This window comes from Methylobacillus draconifructus, from assembly GCF_045984385.1.
GTDB lineage: Bacteria > Pseudomonadota > Gammaproteobacteria > Burkholderiales > Methylophilaceae > Methylobacillus > Methylobacillus flagellatus_A.
Map to the genome: position 1 here is coordinate 150250 of NZ_JBJQIJ010000003.1, position 22683 is coordinate 172932.

General features: G+C 58.9%; 16 protein-coding genes. 10 read left to right on the top strand and 6 right to left on the bottom strand.

Features of this window, described 5'->3' with window-relative positions; genetic code table 11:
* Nucleotides 1-89: 89 nt before the first annotated feature.
* Complete coding sequence (locus ACKF11_RS07100) at nucleotides 90-587, top strand: DUF2059 domain-containing protein (protein ID WP_407995232.1); 498 nt, start codon at nucleotides 90-92, stop codon at nucleotides 585-587.
* A gap of 15 nt (nucleotides 588-602) precedes the next feature.
* Here ACKF11_RS07100 and ACKF11_RS07105 read toward each other — a convergent pair whose 3' ends face one another.
* Nucleotides 603-1556 (bottom strand): hypothetical protein, encoded by a 954-nt coding sequence (locus tag ACKF11_RS07105; RefSeq protein ID WP_407996500.1) that lies wholly within the window; start codon nucleotides 1554-1556, stop codon nucleotides 603-605.
* Between the two features lie 64 nt (nucleotides 1557-1620).
* On the bottom strand, nucleotides 1621-2124 hold the full coding sequence (locus ACKF11_RS07110; protein ID WP_407996501.1) for a hypothetical protein: 504 nt from the start codon (nucleotides 2122-2124) through the stop codon (nucleotides 1621-1623).
* Between the two features lie 200 nt (nucleotides 2125-2324).
* Between ACKF11_RS07110 and ACKF11_RS07115 the strand changes: the two genes are divergently transcribed.
* Together ACKF11_RS07115 and ACKF11_RS07120 are read left to right on the top strand one after the other, a co-directional pair.
* Nucleotides 2325-4031: an EAL domain-containing protein gene (locus ACKF11_RS07115; protein ID WP_407996502.1), complete on the top strand. Its 1707-nt coding sequence runs from the start codon at nucleotides 2325-2327 to the stop codon at nucleotides 4029-4031.
* Between the two features lie 68 nt (nucleotides 4032-4099).
* The gene (locus tag ACKF11_RS07120; RefSeq protein WP_407996503.1) at nucleotides 4100-8992 is read left to right on the top strand and encodes an autotransporter domain-containing protein; all 4893 of its coding nucleotides are present in this window, start codon (nucleotides 4100-4102) and stop codon (nucleotides 8990-8992) included.
* Between the two features lie 65 nt (nucleotides 8993-9057).
* On the opposite strand, the gene ACKF11_RS07125 is transcribed toward ACKF11_RS07120, so the two are convergent.
* Together ACKF11_RS07125 and ACKF11_RS07130 are read right to left on the bottom strand one after the other, a co-directional pair.
* Nucleotides 9058-10251 carry a pyridoxal phosphate-dependent aminotransferase gene (locus tag ACKF11_RS07125; protein ID WP_407996504.1) on the bottom strand — a complete coding sequence of 398 codons (1194 nt, stop codon included), beginning with the start codon at nucleotides 10249-10251 and terminating at the stop codon, nucleotides 9058-9060.
* Nucleotides 10252-10385: 134 nt separating this feature from the next.
* On the bottom strand, nucleotides 10386-11438 hold the full coding sequence (locus ACKF11_RS07130) for a trypsin-like peptidase domain-containing protein (RefSeq protein ID WP_407996505.1): 1053 nt from the start codon (nucleotides 11436-11438) through the stop codon (nucleotides 10386-10388).
* Nucleotides 11439-11556: 118 nt separating this feature from the next.
* On the opposite strand from ACKF11_RS07130, the gene uvrB reads away from it, so the two are divergent.
* The gene (uvrB, locus tag ACKF11_RS07135) at nucleotides 11557-13596 is read left to right on the top strand and encodes an excinuclease ABC subunit UvrB (RefSeq protein ID WP_407996506.1); all 2040 of its coding nucleotides are present in this window, start codon (nucleotides 11557-11559) and stop codon (nucleotides 13594-13596) included.
* A gap of 120 nt (nucleotides 13597-13716) precedes the next feature.
* Here the strand turns inward: uvrB and ACKF11_RS07140 are convergent, their stop codons facing one another.
* Entirely contained in the window at nucleotides 13717-16431 is a 2715-nt protein-coding gene (locus ACKF11_RS07140) for an Rne/Rng family ribonuclease (RefSeq protein ID WP_407996507.1), read from the bottom strand.
* A 590-nt stretch (nucleotides 16432-17021) separates the two neighbouring features.
* On the opposite strand from ACKF11_RS07140, the gene ACKF11_RS07145 reads away from it, so the two are divergent.
* The 4 genes from ACKF11_RS07145 to ACKF11_RS07160 are packed head-to-tail and all read left to right on the top strand — an operon-like array spanning nucleotide 17022 to nucleotide 19923.
* Complete coding sequence (locus ACKF11_RS07145; RefSeq protein ID WP_407996508.1) at nucleotides 17022-18011, top strand: RluA family pseudouridine synthase; 990 nt, start codon at nucleotides 17022-17024, stop codon at nucleotides 18009-18011.
* Entirely contained in the window at nucleotides 17995-18651 is a 657-nt protein-coding gene (locus ACKF11_RS07150; protein ID WP_407996509.1) for an HAD family hydrolase, read from the top strand. The genes ACKF11_RS07145 and ACKF11_RS07150 overlap by 17 nt, the downstream gene beginning before the upstream one ends.
* A complete protein-coding gene (locus tag ACKF11_RS07155) occupies nucleotides 18630-18992 on the top strand; it encodes a Rieske (2Fe-2S) protein (RefSeq protein WP_407996510.1) in 363 nt (120 codons plus the stop codon). The genes ACKF11_RS07150 and ACKF11_RS07155 overlap by 22 nt, the downstream gene beginning before the upstream one ends.
* Nucleotides 18985-19923, top strand: a complete 939-nt coding sequence (locus tag ACKF11_RS07160; RefSeq protein WP_309565153.1) for a S49 family peptidase — start codon at nucleotides 18985-18987, stop codon at nucleotides 19921-19923. The genes ACKF11_RS07155 and ACKF11_RS07160 overlap by 8 nt, the downstream gene beginning before the upstream one ends.
* 105 nt (nucleotides 19924-20028) lie before the next feature.
* Here the strand turns inward: ACKF11_RS07160 and pgi are convergent, their stop codons facing one another.
* Nucleotides 20029-21681: a glucose-6-phosphate isomerase gene (gene pgi / locus ACKF11_RS07165; protein WP_309565154.1), complete on the bottom strand. Its 1653-nt coding sequence runs from the start codon at nucleotides 21679-21681 to the stop codon at nucleotides 20029-20031.
* A 304-nt stretch (nucleotides 21682-21985) separates the two neighbouring features.
* Between pgi and rpsF the strand changes: the two genes are divergently transcribed.
* The gene (gene rpsF / locus ACKF11_RS07170; RefSeq protein WP_309565155.1) at nucleotides 21986-22369 is read left to right on the top strand and encodes a 30S ribosomal protein S6; all 384 of its coding nucleotides are present in this window, start codon (nucleotides 21986-21988) and stop codon (nucleotides 22367-22369) included.
* A gap of 6 nt (nucleotides 22370-22375) precedes the next feature.
* Nucleotides 22376-22675 (top strand): primosomal replication protein N, encoded by a 300-nt coding sequence (gene priB, locus ACKF11_RS07175; protein WP_407995246.1) that lies wholly within the window; start codon nucleotides 22376-22378, stop codon nucleotides 22673-22675.
* Nucleotides 22676-22683: the final 8 nt, after the last annotated feature.

A 22683-nucleotide genomic window follows, 5' to 3' on the forward strand; every position in this document is an offset into this window, starting at 1 on the left:
AATGCCCTTGAAATGAAAAAAATGATAATCTTGCGTTTCGCGACTGGGACTGTCGTGGTTGACCATATTGATTAAGACAGGAGATTCAAATGTTAAAGAAAACGCTCGCCATCTGTATGCTGGCCATGCTGGGCAGCGCGCATGCCGCCACGCCTTCCGATGAGCTGATTTTCAAGTTCATGGAGGTGTCTAACGTCAAGGGCGCCCTGGAGACCATGCGCGCCAATGCCGATACGGCGTTGCGGAACAACCTCCTGCAATCGCTGCAATACCAGCAGTTGAATGACAAGCAGAAGAGGATCGCGGAGGAGGCCGGCGACAAGGCGGTGAAGGTGCAGCAGGAGAATTTGTCTTACGACGCCATCGTCAAGCTGGTGTTGCCGTTATACCGCCGTACGTTCACGCAGGAAGAGCTGCAGGCCGCGATCAATTTCTATAGTTCGCCCGCCGGCAAGTCCATCAACCAGAAAATGCCGCAACTGGCGGCGGAGTCGATGAAGCTGACCAGCGAGCTCAACCAGAAGGTGATTCCGCAATATCAGAAGATCGCCCAGGAAGCGGTGGAGCGTATCAAGCAGGCAAAGTAAGGCGGGGGCGGATGATTAATCCGCTTTTTTCTTTTCTGGCGGGCTGTTTTCTGCCGGAGGCGTGGGGATGATCTGCTCGACGCTTTGCGGCTCCGTCCGCAGCATCATGATGGAGTCCAGCGCCTTCTGCTCGTCAAGGGGAGGCTCGTCGTGTTGCAGCAGCGAGTGCCAGTGTGATTGCACGATGTTCTTGACCTGGTGGGCCTCCTGCTCAAGGTCCAGCAATACCGGCAGGCGTACGACGCCGGTATTGGAAATCGCGAATAGCCCGATCGCCATCGTCAGCAAGACGATCACCCATTGAATGCGCGCGCTGTCGCGATGCCTGCGGTTTTCCTCCTGGAAGTCGCTCAGGCTTTTCCATGCCAGGCCGGTGACCTTGTAATGGCCCTTGGCCGTCATTTCCAAGTCATGCGTTTCCACCAGCGAGGCCAGTTGGTACTTCATTTTCTGCATGTACCAGATGCGGTCTTCCTGCGTGAAGCAAAGGTAGCCGACCATTTCCCCCATGAGTTCGTTGAGCGTGAACGGTGTTTCGGAGACGGCCTTGTGCGCGACGATGTATTTGAGCAGGTCGTAGCGTTCGCGGGTTTCCGTCGGCCTGCGGTTGAGGAACACGCTGCCGAGGAAGTGCTTGATGTTGGCAGTCCAGCGGTAGATGGGGGTGAGGATGAGCGGAAGCGCGAGCATCAGGCTGCCTAGCGAGGTGTAGCGGCGGAAGCGGTTGTTGCCTGCTACCGAGTAGCGGTATTCGACCACGATGTTCTGGTAGGGAAAGCGCTCGACCGGGCTGGCGATCACGTTGCGCGAAAGCGCGCCCTCGGGATTGAGGGATTGCCCGTATACGTTGCTGCCGTCCACGGCCAGGATTTTCTGCACGCCGTATTGCGAGGTGGTGGCGACGATGTTGAAGGTGCGTTCGCGCTTGCCAAGCAACATGATCATGAGCAGCCAGAGGTTGAGCTTCATTGATGGACGGCAATATTGTTGGTTTGAATTGGGGTCATTTTACCGCGTAATCGCCGCAACCAGCCTAAGTCTTTGTAAAGCTGTGCAGTTTCCCGAGCTTGATCGCGATTTTCATCAAGTGCCCTATGTCTTCCTTTGTCAGCTGCACGGAGTTCGCCGGGCTCGGTGAATTGTCCTGCACCATGGCGATCACGGCATTGTAGCAATCCGCGGCATAACTGATCTGCGCTTGCTCCGGAGCGGAGCTGAAATCCGAACCGTAGAAGTGCTTGCAGGCTTCAATGCAGCCATGCAGCAGAGATTTGTTGATGCAGGGGTTGCAGGCCGTTGCCTGTTGCGGTGCGGTATTGGGTGGCGAAAGGGAAGGGGGATGGTCGCTGTCGGAAACCCACCATTCCTTGGCAATGCCGGTTGCGTTGATCAATAGCTGGAAATTGGCTCCCCGCGGCATGCGGTCATGCTTAAGCCATTCATGAACAGTTTGCACTGGAAGGCCGTTTTGTTCGGCCCAGGATTTTGCAGATTGCCCGCCAATGACCTTGAGTAACTTCTTTGATATTCCACTCATCCGAATTCTTCTAAAAATCGGAAATTATTCCGGATGGGGTAAATGGCCCATAAACGCTTTTATATTCATGGTTCATCGTTATTATTTCTCCGTTATTACAAATAATTTTCCGACTATTTACTATTGACATCCGAATTAGGATGTCTTTTAATAACTCATCTTCATTGATCATCAATCTGGATGTTTGGCAACAAGTCGCTATGAATGATGAAAAAAAATTGATAACTGGAGATTGGCATCGGGCAGACATCATTGCCGCCGTGCGCAAGACCAAAACCAACTTGCAGGCGCTATCCAGGCGGTACGGCTTGTCACGCACAACGTTGAGCAATGCTCTTTACAGCCCATGTCCTCGCTATGAGCGTCTGATCGCCGAGCATATAGGCGTCACTCCACAAACAATCTGGCCCAGCCGATATCACCTCGACGGCACGCCCAAGAGCGGAAAGGGCGAGCGCAAGTCGGATGGACGCCAGCAGCATATGGTGAATGGTAGCATTGCCAGTGATTCGCGCAATCAATATCCGGTGCAAGCAGATCAATTATTTGCTGCTGTGACTTCGAGGCTGGAGGGTGCGCACAATCCCTTGCAGGACCATGCCTACGATGCCGTGACCGGCCTGCCTGGCAAATCGCTGTTCCTGGAACATCTCGAGCAGTTTGTCGACCATGCGCGGCGGCATCCTTTACGCAAGGTGGCCGTGCTGGTGGTGAGGGTGGCGCGGTTCGAGCAGGTGACGGAGGTGCTGGGGGAACAGGCCGCTGCCATCCTGCTCAATGGCATTGCGCAGCGCTTGAACGACCGGATGCCGGTCGCGCACCTCAAGCGGGAGGAGTTCGCCGTCCTGCATACTAGCCATGATTCTGCCGATGCGGGCATCTTCAAGGCGGTGGAAGAGGTCAAGTCCCTATTCTCCAAGCCTTTCCAGACCGATGGCGGCGAAGTCATCCTCTCTTGCAATATCGGGGTTGCGGTATATCCATGGCATGCGGAACAAAGCCCAGAACTGTTGTCGCACGCCTCTTCCGCATTGCTGCCGTGCCGCGAGTCCGATGCGCGGGACGTCTATATCTATTCCGAACAGGTGATCGGCTGCGAAAGGGAGCGCTTTTTCCTCGAGGCCGCCTTGCACCGCGCCTTGGAGCGCAATGAACTGAGCCTGTATTTCCAGCCGCAGATCGACGTGCAGGCCGGCAGGATCATTGGGGCGGAAACATTGCTGCGCTGGCACCAGCCGGAGAGGGGCGTGGTGCTGCCCGATCGCTTTATCCCGATCGCGGAGGAGAGCGGCCTCATCCTGCCGATTGGAAAGTGGACCTTGCGGCAAGTGTGCAAGCGGCTGAAGGTGTGGGGCGCGCAGGGGCTGAAGCTGGAGCGGATCGCGGTCAATATTTCCGCCAAGCAATTCAGGGAGGCGTCTTTTCCTGACGTGGTGGAAAGCATATTGCGCGAGTTCGAGGTCGACCCGGGTTGCCTGGAGCTGGAGATCACGGAAAGCCTGCTGCTGGAAGACCTGGAGGTGGTGGTGCCCGTCATGACGAAGCTGCGCAAGCTGGGCGTGCATATTTCCCTGGACGACTTCGGGGTTGGCTATTCCAACCTCTGCTACATCAACCGCCTGCCGGTCGACAGCATCAAGATCGACAAGTCCTTCGTCAAGAACATCGCCTCGGATTCCAACAGCATGGCGATTGCCGACGGCATTCTCTCGATTGCCAACCGCCTGGGCTTGCGCGTCATCGCGGAGGGCGTCGAGACCCGGGAGCAGCTCGACATACTCAGCAACAGCGGCTGCTATCTGATGCAGGGCTATTACTTTCACAAGCCCATGCCTGACTATGCTTTCGCCCAAATCATCGGCACTCCGTCGATCACTCATCTTCATATCACTGCGAATGCAGGCTAGGGCAGGCTGATCAACCAAGGTTGATCGACCGCGCCATTCTATTTTTTCAATCCAAGGGGAGGGCAGGGATGAACCGAGCTTATAAAACGATATGGAGCGCTGCGCGCCGGATGCACCTGGTGGTGCCTGAAACGGCCAAGAGCAAAGGCTGCGGCGGGGCCGGCGTCAGTGCAGTCTTGGCCGTGCTGGCATGTTGCGCAGCATATTCGCCAATGGCGTCGGCAGAGCCCGCGGTCTATACGCCCTATGCGGTCGACATGGACCCATCGGCCTGGAAAAAGGACAGGGGCGGCTCCCCTTCGCTGGAACGTGTGGAGTGGCAAGGGCGGGATGCCTTGAAGCTGGCAGTCAACCCGCCTGCGGCAAGCGACTCCTTCAATAACTGGCAAGGCTATTCGCAACAGACCACAGTGCCTGCGGGCGCTTCCTTCCTCCGGGGCGATATGTGGGTCGACGGGGATTGGCAGAGCGGAACGGCGACCGACTATGTCAATACCGGCATGTGGGGCAGCGCCATGCCTGAATCGGTGGTGGCGGAGGGGGCGTATGTCGATAGCGAGGCCGCATTTCCCATCATCCATTTCAACAACCAGGATGGCGTTGGTCGCTTGCAGGTATGGGACAGTGGCGATTGGGTGACGCTCGCCGAGACGGCGAGCCTGATCAAGTACGACGGTTGGAATACGCTGGATTTGCGCCTGCTGCCCGAGCAGAACCTGGTCGAATATTATTTCAACGGCGAATTGATCTACGCCTGGAACCCTCCCGCAACCGCCAGCGGCGAACCGTCCCAGTTCTGGGCCATGTACCTCAAGGCCAGGAACAACGGCGAAACCGTATTTGACACTTACTGGTCTAGGTTGCTGGCCGGGAAAGTCTATGCCGACGGGGAAGTGATCGGCAATACGGATGGCGATATCGTCGTCGACGCGGGCGCGCATGCGCAAGTGGCACCCAACGCCACCATCGCGGGGAGCCTGCTTGCCGAGGGCAACGGGGAGGAACAGGCCTCGGCGGATTTCGCTGGCAGCGCCGTCATTAGCGGCAGCCTGATCGGCAGCCAGGCCGGCTTCACTTTCAGCGGCGGTAGCGCAGATGTCGTCAGCATAGGCGGCAATGTCGAACTGGAAAACGGCGCATCGGCCACTGGAGCTAGCAACGGGCCATCTATCCAGGTCGGGGGCAACATCAGGCTGGACGATGCGACGCTGGGCGGGCGCTGGAACGTGGCGGACGGCTACCTCAGTGCGGTGAACAATGCCTCGGCCTTGTTGGCCGACAGCCATTTCAACGGCACCGTGAATGGCGCCGCCAACGCCGTGGTGAAATCCGATGCCAGCGGAATTGCGATGACCGGCGGCGCTGTGGGCAATGCCGGCAGTGGCAGTGCCGTGCTGGCCGTTGCGGGGGGAACGTACGAAGGGTCCGGTGTGACAGTGACGGCTTCGGGCAGCGGTCATGGCGCAGTGGCCAATACGGGCGGGCAGGTCAGCCTACAAGGCAGTAGCATATCGACCCTGGGACAGGGCGCGCATGGCCTGGTCGCCGACGGGAACGGCAGTGTGGCGGAGGCCAGCGATACCATCATCAACGTATCAGGCAGCCGCGCTTACGGCGCCTCTGCGACCAACGGCGGCCAGGTGCGGCTGGATGGCGTGACGGTCAGCCAGACGAACAGCGGCGCCTACGGGCGCGGGGTCAGCGCGACAGGGGCGGGCTCCAGCATTGTCGCGAACAATACCGAGCTGATCGTCGGCGGCTCAGGCACCAACGGCAGCGATGCTCCCGTCGGTGCTGCCGCATCGCAGGGCGCCAGCGTTGTCCTTAAAGGCGGCGCTGTGCGCATGACCGGCAGCGACCGCAGCTATGCTGTCCGCGCGGATACCGGCGGAAGCGCAGGGCTTGACGGAGTGGCGCTTTCCACCAAAGGAGAAAACTCCCATGCCGTGCTGGCGTGGGCGGCAACGAGCGGCGCGTTTGCCGGGCAGGAAACCGTGGTGAACATCGATAGCAGCAGCATCTCTACCGAAGGGCACAATTCCTATGGCCTGTTTGCGCAGAATGAAGGGGGCAGGATAGCGGCCGGCAATGTGGCGATCACGACGACGGGGTCCGTCGGCCGGGGGTTGTACGCATACAACGGCGGGCGTATCGACGTGGAAGCAGGCTCGATTAGTACGTCCGGAGACGATGCCGTGGGAATCCAGGCCAGCGGCGCGCAATCCCTGATCAACGCCAACGGCGTCACGATAGAAACCAGCGGCGCAAGGGCCATGGGCGTATCGGCTGGGTGGTTTGATGGCACCGGCGGCACGGTGGTCTTCGAGTCGGGCAGCATTACCACCGGCGGGGAGGATGCGTATGGCGTGTCGGCGATATTGGACGGCTTGGTGCGGTTGCAGGATACATCCGTGCTGACCAGCGGCAGCAACGTGGCGGCAGCATTCGCCACGGCGGGCGGCAGGCTCGAGCTCAGCGGCTCCAGCCTGGTTTCCCAGCAGGGTGCCGGCATTCATCTTGTGAACAATGCCAGTGCAAGCCTGGGCAATACCAGCATCAATGCCGCGGGCGCTTCCATACTATCCGAGCTGAACGAGGCCGGACAGATGCAGGATATCTTGGTCGGGGCGGGTTCCAACCTCACCCGGAACAATGGCGTTCTGCTGCAGGTTAACCGCAACGAGCAGGGCATGGATGGCATCATCAATCTCACCCTCGCCAACGGGTCCGTTTCCAGCGGCGATATCGTGGATATCGACGGCCTGGAAGAGGGCCGCAGCGGGCTGACTAACCTCATCGTCGGTTCCGGCGCGCAATGGGTGGGCATCGTCAGGGGTATCCATGACGTGACGGCCGGGGATGGCGCTACCGTCGTCAATACCGATGGCAGCCCGATCGACGGCAATGTCAGCGGCGGCGAGGGCACGACCATCGCCTTTACCAACGGCGCTGACATCGGGGGAGGCGTAGTGGCGGGCACGGGCTCCAGCGTGAGTTTCGACGGCCTTACCAATATCGCGCAGACGGTGGCTAGCAATGGCGCCAGCTTCACGTTCAACGGCGATACCAACATCGGCAGCAACGTCAGCGGAATCGACCATGCCCAGCTGCAATTCAACGGCGACGCGACGACCGTGGCGGGCGGCGTTGGCGGCAGCGGCAATACGACGTTGGTGTTCAACAGCCGCAATACCGCGATCAATGGCGAGCTCAATCTCGGCGGCGGCTCCACTGCCGTGTTCAACGGCGATGCGACCATCGACGGCACCGTGCATGCGAGCCAGGGCGTGGTGTCCTTTGCCGGTGCGACGACCTTGAACAGCGGCCTCAATGCCGAGGATGCCGTCATCCTGTTCAGCCGCACCGCCGCCACCAACATCGTGGGCGACGTGAACCTGGGACAGGGAGCGGCCACCCATGGCGGAACCGCGGCATCGCCTATCCTGGTGGTCGGCAATGCGGTCGTGGATAGCAGCGCCACCTTGGGCGGCAACTTCATTTTCAGCGGCGCCTTGAGCGGCAGCGGCACCATCGGCCCGGGCAATTCCATCGGTACGCAGACCTACGGCTCTGTCGCCGGCTTCAGCGGTACCTATGTCGCCGAAATCAATGCGGCAGGCCAGGCGGACCTCGTGCATATCACCGATACCGGCGTGTCCGACCTGGCGGGCATCAGCCTGGAGGTCACCCAGGAAAACGGCAACGGCGGCTACCTGCTCAACCACCGCTATACGGTGTTGACCACCGACGGCTCCCTAGGTACGCCGTTTTCTTCCAGCACCTGGACCGGTGGCGGGCTGGTCAGCCTCAATACCTTCTACAATACTGACAGCGTGGAAGTCAGCTTGGCTATCGACCAGGGCGCTGTCGACAACGTGCAGTCCAGCCTGAGCCGTAACCAGCGGTCCGTCCTGGGCGGCGTATTGCTTGCCGCCGGGAGCAACCAGTTTATCGATGCGGCATTGCAGCAGCAGGACACCGCGGCGGCAATGGACCAATTGTCGGGCGAAATCCATGCCTCGGCGCGCAATACCCTGATCGAGGACAGCCGCTTCGTACGCAACGCGGCGATTGACCGCACCCGCCAGGCATTTGGCGCTGTGGCGGCGGCCCGCAATGGCGATGCCGTGGAAAGGGAAGGCTATACCGCCTGGACGCAGGCGCTGGGCAGCTGGGGGCATGACAGCGGCACCCAGGATGCCGCCAGGTTGAGCCGGCGCATAGGCGGCATCCTCTTCGGCGCCGATACCCAGCTGGGCGAACGCTGGCGCGCCGGTGCGCTGGCAGGTTACTCCGACAGCAGCCAGGATGCCAGCGGCAGGCATTCTTCCGCCAACGTGCGCAGTTATCACCTGGGGCTCTATGGTGGTGCAGAGTGGGACGGCCTCGGCCTCAGGCTGGGGGCCAGCCACAGCTGGCATGACGTCAATACGCGCCGCAGCGTGGATTTCCCCGGGCTTGCGGCGGAAAGCAAGGCGGATTACAAGGGCCGCACCTTGCAGGGTTTCGCCGACCTGGGCTACCGCCTGGAGGCTGGGCGGCTCGCCCTCGAGCCTTTCGTGACGTTGGCGCATGTCAACCTGCATACCGATGGTTTCGATGAGAAGCAAGGCGCCGCCCTGAGAGGCCGCAGCCAAGGTACGGACACCACCTTCGCCACCCTGGGCCTGCGCGCGGCACGCCAGCTCGAAAGCGGGGAGCGCACCCATGCGGTATTGCGCGGCTCGCTGGGATGGCGGCATGCGAGCGGTGATACCAGCGAGCGGTCGCAACTGGCTTTCAGCGGGGGAGAAGCCTTCGGCATCGCCGGGACGCCGGTGCGTCGTGAAGCGCTGGTGGTGGATGCCGGGCTCGACATAGCGGCGGGCGATGCCTTGAGTCTGAGCCTATCCTATTTCGGGCAGTTTGCGCGGCAAGCCGAGGACCACGGCTTGCGCGCCAGTCTGAACTGGCGGTTCTGATCGCGGATGCCAATAAAAAAGCCTGCTTCGTGCAGGCTTTTTTATTGCTCAAGTGAGCGTGTCGGCTAGGCCAATGCGCGCTCGATACGCTCCAGCGCGTTCTTGAGGTTGTTCATGGAAGTGGCGAACGAGATGCGGAAGTAGCCCTCGGCTCCGAAAGCGGAGCCGGGCACCACGGCGACGCCTTCCTGCTCGAGCAGGTATTCCGACAGTGCCATGTCGGTGGCCTGCTTGATCTTGCCTGCGGCAAACAGGTTGTTGATGGCTTCGCGCGCATCGGGGAACGCATAGAATGCGCCGCCCGCCTTGATACACTTCAGGCCCTTGATTTCGTTGAAGCGCTTGACGACGAACTCGTGGCGTTCGCGGAAAGCGTCCAGCATCGGCGTGATGCACTCCTGCGGACCTTCCAATGCAGCCTGGGCCGCCACCTGCGAAATCGAGGTCGGGTTGGAGGTGGATTGCGACTGCAGGATTTCCATCGCCTTGATGATCTTGGCCGGGCCCGCGGCGTAGCCGATGCGCCAGCCGGTCATGGAATAGGCCTTGGAAACGCCGTTGAGCACGATGCAGCGCTCCTTGAGCTCGGGCGCGGCGTTGAGGATGTTGTAGAACTTGTCCCCGGTGAGGTTGACGTGCTCGTACATGTCGTCGGTGGCGACCAGCACATGGGGATGTTTCTTCAACACCTCGCCCAGCGCCTTGAGTTCTTCAAGACTGTATACCGCGCCGGTCGGGTTCGATGGCGAGTTGATCATGAACAGCTTGGTTTGCGGCGTGATGGCGGCCTCGAGCTGCGCGGCGGTGAGCTTGAAGCCCTGTTCGATGCCGCATTCGATGATGATGGGCTTGGCGCCCGCAACCAGGGCGATATCGGCGTAGGAGACCCAGTAAGGCGCGGGCACGATGACTTCGTCGCCCGGGTTCAGTACGGCGAGCGCGAGGTTGAAGATACATTGCTTGCCGCCCACGCCGACGATGACTTCCTTCTCGGTGTAGTCGAAGCCGTTTTCGTTCTTGAACTTGGCGACGATGGCTTTCTTCAGGCCGGGAATGCCAGCAACAGGGGTGTATTTGGTGAAACCTTGGTCAATCGCTTTTTTAGCGGCGTCCTTGATGTGTTGTGGAGTGTCGAAATCCGGTTCGCCTGCGCCCAGGCCGATGATGTCGCGGCCTTCTGCCTTAAGCTTGGCGGCACGTGCGGTGACAGCCAGGGTGGGTGATTCTTTGATGGATTGAACGCGCTGCGAGAGTTCCAAGATCTGAAATCCTATAGAGAAATAATGAAGACGACGGCAAAACGTTAATTTTACTCATATTATTCCCAATGCGGAATATGGCGGCATGCGATATTTGGCTGGTGTTGCGCGATAGTTGAGGCAATAGGCGTAATTTACTGGGTAGAAGAAGCCGGCTTGGCGGCCATGTCGTTGCAGTCGTCGGGGCATGCGGCCGCCTTGCGGAATTCCATTGCCAGCTTCTCGCTGATCTTGCCCAGCGATTGCTCTATGGCATAGGCCTCGTCCTTCTTGCCTTGATGCGCCGCCATCAGGCCAAGGCGGAACATGGCGTCCGTGTTCGCCGGATCGAGGCTGAGCGCCTGTTTGTAGCTGGCTTCCGCGGCCTGTGGCTGCTGCAGGTGTTCCTGCGCGTAGCCGAGCTCGTACCACGCCTCGCTGTTGTCGGGCTCCGCCATGGTCCATTGCGTGGCGATCCTGCCCAGGGCTTGCCAGTCCTTTTGTATTTCCGGGATGGCAATCATCAGGAAATAGAGGCGCGATTGCTCTGTCGCCTCCCACAAGGCTTGGCCGATCAAGGGAAAGCGGGTTTGCGGCTGGCGTTCCTCCAGCTGTTTCAGCCATTCCACCGGCAGGGCATAGTAGTAAGCCTGGCGGCCCAGCGTCTTGAAGGTGTTGATGCCCACAAGCTCGCCGGCCTCGTTGTACAAGCCGCTGCCGCTGGCCCCGAGCGCGAACCTTGCGGTGCTGCGGATGATGCTGCCGTGGTCCAGGGAGTAGAGCGACTTGATATTGCCTGCCGAGATCAGCGGGGAGGCAACGCCGTTGGAGTGGCCGATGGCGATGACTTGCTCGCCTTTCTTCAGCGCGGCGCTTTCCCCTAGCGTCACGGGCTTGAACGGCAGAGGGTCCGTGTGCAGCAGGCAGAGGTCGTGCCAGAGGTCGGCCTGCACCGATTCGACCTGGTAGACATCCTCGCCGCGTGAAATCCAAGGCTTGCCGGATTCGCGCAGCACATGGCAGTTGGTCAATACCCTGTCGCTGGCGACGACGATGCCGGAGCCGTAACCCAAGCCGCCATCCGCCCGGTAGGCCCTCACCATGACGGTGGAGAAGAAGGGCTCGATCATTTTCTCGCGGTCGATGGCATGGGCGGGTAGCGCTGGCGTCAGCAGCCATGATGCGGCAATCCACAGCAGATAACGCATAACTACCTCCAGGCTCGGGCAGGAAAAGAGGCAACCGGGTTTGAAAGAAGGTTTGTCAACAGGCGCGCAGACTCCGCTGGCCTGTTAGAATCTCAGTTCCTTCTCATTGGTGATTGATGTGATTGTCACTTTCCCAAACAGCAAATACAAGCTTTTTCAGCCGTTCCCGCCCGCAGGCGACCAGCCGGCGGCAATCGAGGCACTCACGGCCGGCGTGAACGAGGGGCTGAAGTTCCAGACCTTGCTCGGCGTGACGGGTTCCGGCAAGACGTACACCATGGCGAACGTCATTGCCCGTACCGGCCGCCCTGCGATCGTGATGGCGCCGAACAAGACATTGGCCGCCCAGCTGTATTCCGAATTCAAGGAGTTCTTTCCGCAGAACGCCGTGGAGTACTTCGTCTCATATTACGACTATTACCAGCCAGAGGCCTACGTGCCGTCGCGCGACTTGTTCATCGAGAAGGATTCCAGCATCAACGACCATATCGAGCAGATGCGGCTGTCCGCTACCAAGGCGTTGCTCGAACGGGAAGACAGCATTATCGTCGCCACGGTGTCGGCGATTTACGGCATCGGCGATCCGGGCGAATATCACGGCATGGTGCTGCATATCCACCTGGGGATGAAAATCAGCCAGCGCGATATCGTCAACAAGCTAATCGCGATGCAGTATGAGCGCAACGACTTCGATTTCTCGCGCGGCGCTTTTCGCGTGCGTGGCGACGTGCTCGACGTGTTTCCTTCGGAAAACAGCGAAACCGCGGTGCGCATCAGCCTGTTCGACGACGAGATCGAGAGCATCACCGTGTTCGACCCGTTGACAGGGCAGATTTTCAACAAGATCCACAATTTCCGCATCTTTCCCTCCAGTCATTACGTAACGGCGCGCGAGGCGACGATACGCGCGATGGAGACCATCAAGCAGGAGTTGCGCGACCGGGTGGATTTCTACATCAAGACCGGCAAGCTGGTTGAAGCGCAACGCATCGAGCAACGCACTCGCTTCGACCTAGAGATGCTCAACGAGATCGGTTTCTGCAAGGGCATCGAGAACTACAGCCGCCACCTGACCGGCCGGCAGCCCGGCGATGCGCCGCCGACATTGATCGATTACCTGCCGAAGAATGCGCTCATGATCATCGACGAGAGCCATGTCACCGTGCCGCAGATCGGCGGCATGTACAAAGGCGACCGCGCACGCAAGGAAAACCTGGTCGATTACGGCTTCCGCCTGCCGTCGGCCATGGACAACCGGCCGCTCAGGTTCGAGGAGTTCGAGCGCATCATTCCACAATGCATTTTCGTGAGCGCGACGCCGGCGGAATACGAAGCCACGCATCAGCAGCGCATCGCGGAGCAAGTGGTGCGGCCCACTGGTCTGGTCGACCCCGAGATCATCGTCAAGCCGGCCGATACGCAGGTGGATGACTTATTGTCGGAAATCAAGCTCAGGGTAGAGGTGGGCGAGCGGGTGCTGGCCACCACATTGACCAAGCGCATGGCGGAAGACCTCACTGATTACCTTTCCGAGCATGGCGTGCGGGTTCGCTATTTGCACTCCGACATCGATACGGTGGAGCGCGTGGAAATCATCCGCGACTTGCGCCTGGGCGAGTTTGATGTGCTGGTGGGGATCAACCTGCTGCGCGAGGGCCTGGATATTCCCGAGGTTTCACTGGTCGCCGTGCTGGATGCGGACAAGGAGGGCTTCCTGCGCTCGGAACGGTCGCTGATCCAGACCGCGGGGCGCGCGGCGCGCAACCTCAACGGCAAGGTGATCTTCTATGCCAACAAGGTAACGCGCTCCATGAAGCTGGCGATGGATGAAACCCAGCGCCGCCGCGCCAAGCAGATGACGTTCAACGCCGAGCATGGCATCACGCCGAAGGGCGTCAGCAAGCGCATCAAGGACATCATCGAGGGCGTCTACAGCAAGGAGGATCACCAGCGTGACCGCAAGGCGGCTGAAGAGCAGGCCAGCTACGGGAAGATGACCGAGAAGCAGCTGGTCAAGGAAATGAAGCGCCTGGAGAAAGCCATGCACGAGAGCGCAAAGAACCTGGAATTCGAGAAGGCCGCCGACTATCGCGACCAATTGAAAAAACTCAAGAACAGTTTTTATGGCGCGGACGTGCCGGACGAACTGCTGGATTGAATTATCGATCATTCGATTGGATCAATCCGGCTTTTGAAGCGTGCCGGAAGCGGTGGGATTCGAACTCGCAAATAAAAAAAGCCCTGACACAAGCCAGGGCTTTTTTGTTGCTGCTTGATATTACTTCTGGGTTTCCACCATCACCAGCTCGTCGTTGTCGGCTTCGTCCTTGGCCGCCTTTTGCTGCCAGGCCGCAGGCTTGCGCGGCGTGCGTTTTGCAGGTGCTTCCTCCACAGGGGCGGTTGCTTTAACTGCATCGGCCTTGGTTTCTACCAGTTGCAAGCCGGAATCCGCCAAGTCGGCCGGCTTTTCTGCCTCGGCCTTGCGGCGGCGGGGCGCGCGCGGCTTCTTCTCAGGCTTGGCAGCTTCAATCGGGGCTTCTTCAGCCACGGTTTCGGCAGCTTTCGCCGGCTCGGCGGCAGCAGGTGCGCTGTCCCCGGCAGATTCGCTCTCAGGCGCTTTTGCCGCTTTGGTTGGTGCTGCCTTGGCTGTCGTTTCCACAATGGCCGGCTGGGTTTCCTCAACCGCGGCGGCTTCTGTCTTGGCGACTGGCAGAGGTGCTTCTTCGCGAGGCGCTGCTTTTGTTTCAGCCTGGGCTGCCTCAGCCTTTTCCTTCACTTGGGGAGCAGGAGCTGCTTGCGGAGCGGCTGCTGCCTTGGTTTCCACCGGTAGTTCGGCTGCTACTGTCGCAGCAACAGGAACTTCTGCAACTGAACGCACGTCTTCTGCCGCTTGCTGGCGGTTTTCGCGGTTTGCATTTTCGTTGCGGGGCTGGCGCTCGCGGCGGCCATTGCGCCCACGGCGGTTGCCGCGTTGCTCGCTGCCAGCTTCTGCAGGCGTTTCTGCCTGCAGGGCAGGCGTAGCCTGCTGCTGAGCCTTGGGCGGGCGCTCGCTGCGCTCTGGACGCTCGGCCTTTTCCTGGCGTCCTTGGGCGGCGCGTTGTTCAGCCTGTTGCGGACGGCGGTCCTGGCCCCGTGGCTCCTTGCGCTGTTCCTGACGCTGCTCGTTTTGCGCCTGGCGGTCATTGCCGGTACGTTCAGTACGTTCATTGCCGTTGCGCTCGTTGCGCCGGGTGTTATTGCGGCGCTGGTTGCGGCCATTGTCGCGGCGTTGGCTTTCTTCCTGCGGTTTGGCTTCGGGCTTGGGCGCGGTGACGCTGGCGAGCCAGGACTTGAAGCGGTTGAGCAGGGAGGTGCTGTTGGGATTTTCCTTGGCCGTTGGAGCAGGCGCAGGCGATGCGGGCGTAATGCCCTTCACGGCAGCTTCGGGTTTTGCGGGTCTAGGCTCCTGGGCAATCGCGGTCTCGATAGTCTCGGACGGCAACTCGACCATTTCATAGCTGGCGCGGCCTGTTTCTTCCACGTCGTCATGGCGGATGCGCAGGATGTTGTAGTTGGGGGTTTCCATGTGGATATTGGGGATCAACACCACTTGCACGCCCATGCGCTGCTCGATCTTGTGGATTTCCGAACGCTTCTCGTTGAGCAGGAAGGTGGCTGCCTCGACAGGGAGCTGTACCTGGATGATGGCGCTGTTTTCCTTCATGGCTTCTTCCTGCGTGATGCGCAGGATGTGCAATGCGGTCGATTCTATGCCGCGGATGTGGCCGGTGCCGTGGCAGCGCGGACAGGGAATATGGTTGCTTTCACCCAGGCTCGGGCGCAGGCGCTGGCGCGAAAGCTCCAGCAGGCCGAAGCGCGAGATCTTGCCGGTCTGCACGCGGGCGCGGTCGTGGTGCAGCGCATCGCGCAGGCGGTTTTCCACTTCGCGCTGGTTGCGCTGGCTTTCCATGTCGATGAAGTCGATGACGACCAGGCCGCCGAGGTCGCGCAGGCGCAGCTGGCGGGCGACTTCGTCCGCAGCCTCCAGGTTGGTATTGAACGCGGTCTGCTCGATGTCGCTGCCCTTGGTGGAGCGGCCGGAGTTGACGTCCACGGACACTAGGGCCTCGGTGTGGTCGATGACGATCGCGCCGCCGGAAGGCAGGCGCACTTCGCGCGCAAAGGCGGACTCGATCTGGTGCTCGATCTGGAACCTGGAGAACAGCGGGATCTCGTCGCGGTACAGTTTGACGCGCGATACGTTGTTCGGCATCACGTGGTTCATGAACTGCACGGCTTGTTCATGAATGTCGGGCGTATCGATGAGGATCTCGCCGATATCCGGCTGGAAATAATCGCGAATGGCGCGAATGACCAGGCTGCCTTCCTGGTAGATCAGGAACGGGCCGCTCTGGATGGTGGAGGCGCTTTCGACGGCAGTCCACAATTGCAGCAGGTAATTCAGGTCCCACTGCAATTCTTCCACGCTGCGGCCGATGCCGGCAGTGCGCGCGATGATGCTCATGCCGTTAGGCACTTGCAGTTGCGCCATGGTGTCGCGCAGTTCGTTGCGGTCTTCGCCCTCGATACGGCGGGAAACGCCGCCCCCGCGAGGATTGTTGGGCATCAGCACCAAGTAACGGCCTGCAAGCGAGACGAAGGTGGTGAGGGCGGCGCCCTTGTTGCCGCGTTCGTCCTTGTCCACCTGGACGATCAGTTCCTGGCCTTCTTTAAGAACGTCTTGGATGCGTGGACTGCGGCCTGCATCGCCTTCGTTCAGGAAATAGCTGCGGGCGACTTCCTTGAAAGGAAGAAAGCCGTGACGGTCGGTGCCGTAGTTGACAAAAGCGGCTTCGAGGGAAGGTTCTATGCGGGTGATGACACCTTTGTAGATGTTGCTCTTGCGTTGTTCCTTGCCGGCGGACTCGATATCGAGATCGATGAGTTTTTGTCCGTCGACAATCGCGACGCGTAATTCTTCTGATTGCGTCGCATTAAATAGCATGCGTTTCATTACGGGCTCCCGCGCTCTTCAAGCGGGCAGCAGGCCTTGCATGGCCTTGGGGCAGCAGCGGTATGACTGAAACTTCAATGTATGCGCCTGCTCAATGTAGGCAAGCGATAACAACACGATACGAGCAGATCAAAGTCCGCAGGAGGTAACGCGAAGCAATAGTTTCTCAATTTTTCAGCTAGGCAGTTGTTTGCCTTCAGGCCGCTTTTTCCTAATGTGCGTTTTAGTGCAGTTTAAAGGTGCCGTCTTGGGCCACCCGGAAAAAGATTTTCTAATACCGTTGTGCCACAGTATCAGCTTGAATTTGTTAACGAAAGCTTTCGTAAACTATTGGGTCTAAACCCCGGTACGTCTATTTCTGTCTCGGATTAGCCGTCATTATCGGCTAATATGCTATTTTTTCAGTATATCCTGGGCTGTTGCGCCACATGAGCCATATCGGTCTGCGGCGGCTAGAGCGCATTTTTGTTACAAATCGCTACTTGATGTTCATTGGCGAGCGAGTTAACCAAGGTGTTTTTTCATTCCAGTTGTCATTCTTGAAGAAGCGCTTAGCGCATTTACCTCAAGATGGTCGTAGTATAGGTGAGATGAATAATTTAAGCAAAACAAGAAATCAATTTAATCCCGCCGCTGTCAACCTGCTCACTATAGATGAAGCCAGTGAAGGCCAAAGAATTGATAATTTCCTGGCCAAAATACTCAAGGGGGTCCCCAAGAGCCATATTTACCGCATCCTGCGCAGCGGAGAGGTTCGCGTCAACAGCAAACGCGTGGATTCAAGCTGCAAGCTCAGTCTGGGGGACCAGGTGCGTGTGCCGCCGGTGCGCATGGCGGAGCCGCAGGCCGAGTCGATGGCTAAGCCGCAGGCCTCCAAGTTCGACGATGCCATCATCTTCGAGGACGAGGCGCTGCTGGTGATCGACAAGCCGGCGGGGTTCGCTGTGCACGGGGGGAGTGGCATCAGCCGCGGCGTGATCGAGCAATTGCGCCTGGAGCGCCCGCATGCCAAGTTCCTCGAACTGGTGCACCGTCTCGACCGCGAAACCTCCGGCGTGCTGTTGCTCGCCAAGAAACGCGTGGCGCTGGTCAACCTGCATGACGCCATCCGCAACAACCAGACGGATAAGCGCTACCTGGTGCTGGTGCATGGCAAATGGACCGACCAGAAGCGCCGAGTCAAGTTGTCCTTGCACAAATTCGTGCTGCCGAGCGGCGAGCGCAGGGTGGCCGTGCAGGATGACGGCCAGGACTCCGAAACCATCTTTTATCTGCGCAAGCCCTTGGGCGAGTTCACCTTATTGGAAGCCCAGCTCGTAACCGGCCGTACCCATCAATTACGCGTGCAATTGTCGCACCTGGGTTTCCCGATCGCCGGCGACGACAAATACGGCGACTTTGCTTTGAACAAATCCCTGCAGAAGCGCGGCTTGAAACGCATGTTCCTGCACTCCGCCGAAACCAATTTAAGACACCCTATCAATGGAGAAAAGTTGAAATTAATCGCACCTTTACCTAAGGAACTTGAGAAGTTTGTTGAGATATTGAATGCGGAGTCCAAGCATGGCCAAGCGCTTTGACCTGATCGTGTTCGATTGGGACGGCACGCTGGCCAATTCCACGCAGATCATCGTGGACAGCATCCGCAAGGGCGCTGTCGAGACCGGACTGGATGATCCGGGGCAGGAGGCCGCCAGCAGCATTATCGGCCTGGGCTTGCGCGAAGCGATCGAACAATTGTTTGGCGTGATTACGCAGGAGCAGATCCAGCAGATGGCGGCACGCTACAATGTGCACTACAACGCGCACCAGGATGACGTCGTGCTGTTTGATCAGGCTTACGACACGGTGAGCAGGCTCAACCAACAAGGGTACATGCTGGGCGTGGCCACCGGCAAGGGCCGCCGCGGCCTGAACCATGCCTTGACCCATAGTGGCCTGGGCGAGTTCATCCACGGTACGCGCTGCGTCGACGAATGCCTCTCCAAGCCCAACCCGCAAATGTTGCTTGAGCTCATGGACGAGTTCGGCGTCGAGCCGGAACGCACATTGATGGTAGGGGATACCAGCTTCGACTTGCAGATGGCGCAGAACGCCAAGGTCTCCAGCCTGGGGGTGACCTATGGCGCGCATCCGCTGGAACGTTTGCTGCCGCATTCTCCGCTGGCGCATTTCGATGATTTTGCTACACTCAGCCAATGGCTGGACGCGAACGCCTGATTTGCCTGAGCGGTGAGCTGGAAGACGGCGGCAAGGGCGTGCGCTTTGAGCTTCCCGAAGTCGGCGGCCATGTCACCGGGTTCGCGGTGAGGTTCGGTGGCAAGGTCTATGCCTACGTAAACCAGTGCGCGCATATTCCGCTGGAGCTGGACTGGAACCGTGGCGAGTTTTTTGACGTCAGCAGGCAATACCTGATCTGTGCGACCCACGGCGCGCATTTTGAGCCGGAAACCGGGTATTGTGTAGCAGGGCCTTGCCACGGACGGAGCTTGCAGCCTGTGCGGGTCGAAGAGCAACAGCAGCAAATATTGATCAACCTGGAAAGCTTAATGAATGTCTGACAATTATCCTAACGGCTCCAACTGGGAGCGCGAAACACTGCATCAGCTTGCCTTGGCCACGGTCAAGGAACAACGGCGTTCTCGCCAATGGGGCATTTTCTTCAAGTCGCTCGGTTTCCTCTACCTGTTCATCATCCTGTTTTATGTCACCGGCTGGAACGAGAGTTCGTCCGCATCGGTGGAACATACGGCATTGATCGACATCAACGGCGTGATTGGCAGCGATGACGTGGTGAACGCGGACAGCGTGATCGCCAGCCTGAAGTCGGCCTATGACAGCAAGGGCACCAAGGGCATCATCCTCCGCATCAACAGCCCTGGCGGCAGCCCGGTGCAGGCGGGCATCATCAACGACGAGATCAAGCGCCAGCGCAAGCTGCACCCTAATATCCCGGTTTATGCCGTGGTGCAGGATATCTGCGCTTCGGGCGGCTATTACATCGCGGTGGCAGCGGACAAGATCTATGTCGACAAGGCCAGCATCGTCGGTTCGATTGGCGTATTGATGGACGGGTTCGGCTTCACGGGCGTCATGGACAAGATCGGCGTGGAGCGGCGCTTGATGACGGCCGGCACGAACAAGGCCATGCTGGATCCGTTTTCTCCCGTCAATCCCAAGCACAAGGAATTCGCCCAGCAGATGCTGGACCAGATCCATGCGCAATTCATCGCCGTGGTGCGCGAAGGACGTGGCAAGCGCCTCAAGGAAACCTCCGAAACGTTCAGCGGATTGTTCTGGAGCGGCGAGAGCAGCGTGGAAATGGGGCTGGCCGATGCCTTCGGCAGCTCTGACTATGTGGCGCGCGAGGTGATCAAGCAGGAAAACCTGGTCGACTTCACCGCCAAGGAAGGGCTGGCCGACCGGTTTGCCAAGCGCCTGGGCGCCAGCGTGAGCGCGAGTTTTCTCGGCAAGAAGCTGGGCCTGGAGTAAGCATTAAGCATCAACGACTCAAGTAAAGTCGGTCGATGAAATAAAAAAGCCACGAATATCGTGGCTTTTTTATTGATAAGATCTGAGTACTATAAAGCTGGCAGCCTATTTTCTCGACTTGAAGTAATTCATCAGGCCGTTGGTCGAGCTGTCATACTCGTTCGACTCCTTGCCGTCGTTCAATTGAGGCAGGATTTTCTTGGCAATCTGCTTGCCGTATTCCACGCCCCATTGATCGAAGGAGTTGATGTTCCAGATGATGCCTTGCACGAATATCTTGTGTTCGTAGATGGCGATCAGCTTGCCTAGGGTCTTGGGGGTGAGCTTGTCGAACAGGATGGTGGTGCTCGGGCGATTGCCCTCGAACACCTTGTGCGGCAGCAGGATTTCAAGCTCATCGCCGCTCAGTCCTTGTGCGACGAGCTCGGCCTTGGCTTCATCTAGCGTCTTGCCTTGCATGAGGGCGCTGGTCTGCGCGAAGCAGTTGGCAAGCAGGATCAAGTGGTGCTCGTTGCCGTTCTTGCCCACGTTGTACTGGCTATGCAGCGGCATCATGAAATCGCAGGGGATCAGGCGGTTGCCCTGGTGTATCAACTGGTAGAACGCATGCTGGCCGTTGGTGCCGGCTTCGCCCCAGATGATGGGGCCGGTGGTGCATTGCACGATGCGGCCGTCGCGGGCGACGAACTTGCCGTTGCTTTCCATATCGGCTTGCTGCAGATAGGCGGGGAAGCGAGCCAGGCCCTGGTCGTAAGGCAGTATCGCGAGGCTGTCGGCGCCGAAGAAGTTGTTGTACCAGACGCCCAGGAGCGCCATGATCACGGGTATGTTCCGTTCCAGCGGCGTATTCTTGAAATGCAGGTCGATTTCATGGCCGCCTTGCAGCAGTTCCTCGAAGTTGTCCATGCCGATGTAGATGGCGATGGACAGGCCGATCGCGGACCAGAGGGAATAGCGTCCGCCCACCCAGTCCCAGAACTCGAACATGTTGGCGGCGTCGATGCCGAACTTGCCGACTTCGTCCGCATTGGTGGAAATCGCGACGAAGTGTTTTGCAACGTGCGCTTCATCCTTGGCCGCCTGCAGGAACCAGGTGCGCGCGGAGTGCGCATTGGTCATGGTTTCCTGGGTGGTGAAGGTCTTGGACGCGACGATGAACAGCGTGGTTTCTGGGTCGCATTGCTCCAGGGTCTGGGCGAGGTGCGTGCCGTCGATGTTGGAGACGAAATGCGCGTTCAGGCCGGCCTGGGCATAGGGCTTGAGCGCGCCGCACACCATGACGGGCCCGAGGTCGGAGCCGCCGATGCCGATATTGACGACGTCGGTAATGCGCTTGCCTGAGTAGCCCTTCCATTCGCCGGAGCGGATGCCGTCGCTGAACTTGCGCATCTGCGCCAGCACGCGGTTGACCTCCGGCATGACGTCCTTGCCGTCGACATATATAGGTGTATCGCTGCGGTTGCGCAGGGCGGTGTGCAGCACGGCACGGTTTTCGGTGAAATTGATTTTCTCGCCCGAGAACATGCGGTCGCGCCATTCCTCGACCTTGGAGTCGCGCGCCAGCTTGAACAGCAGCGGCAGCGTTTCATCGGTGATGCGGTGCTTGGAATAATCCAGCAACAGGCCTTCGGCGTTCAGGGAGAATTTTTCGAATCGGCGCCCATCCTTGGTAAACATGTCCCGCATCTGCAGGGGGAGGATTTCGTGATAATGGGCGCTAAGGTCATGCCAGACCGGACAGTTTGTTGGGTTTGTCATTGCGGATTATATGTTTATTGGTAATCTTTTAAAGTGGTTTGGTCATCTGTCTGTTTGCGAGGTTTGGCGTAAGCTGGCATGTCAATCCGAACAGCTTGCTGCATATAATGACCAGGTTCAATCCTGATGATTCTATTCAATTCTGAGTAAATAGACAATTTTAGTATGCGGCCGCTTTTCGCCGGATTGGCGGGGTAGTGCAGGTTGTGATTGATTAATTGATATTTTTTGGCTATAGTTTCGGGTTTTCCACCTTGCCTCACCGTTGCGCATGCGGGAGGCTGTCAATCCAAAAGGAGATTCTATGCGACATTATGAAATCGTTTTCATCGTCCATCCGGACCAGAGCGAGCAAGTGCCAGCGATGATCGAGCGCTATCGCACGCTCGTGACTTCCAATGGCGGTACCATCCATCGCCTGGAAGACTGGGGCCGCCGCCAGCTGGCTTACCCAATCCAGAAAATCCACAAGGCGCATTACGTGCTGATGAACATCGAGGCTAGCCAGGCAGTGCTGGAAGAGCTCGAGCACGCATTCAAGTTCAACGATGCAGTATTGCGTCACCTGACCCTGAATACCGACGAAGCCGTGACTGCGCCATCCCCAATGATGAAGGAAGAAAAGTCCAAGTCATTGCTGGCCAAGGACGAAGCTGCTGCACCCGCTGCAGAGCAAGCCACAGCTTAATAAGTAGTGAGTTTAAATAGGCTGGAGTTGGATGGCGAGTTCACGCAGGTTGCGGAACTGCGCTACACCCCGGCAGGAATACCAGTATCGAGTTTCGTCCTGAAGCATATGTCTGAACAGGTCGAGGCGGGAATGAAGCGCAAGGTTGAATGTGAGGTGTCAAGCATGGCCATGGGGCCGCTGGCGCTGGAAGCACAGAAAATCAGCGAAGGGACGCAGGTGAAGGTGGCCGGGTTTCTCGCAAGGCGCAGCCTCAAGAGCTCGCAGCTGGTATTGCATATACAAACATTGGAAAGAATTATCTGAAAGGTTTT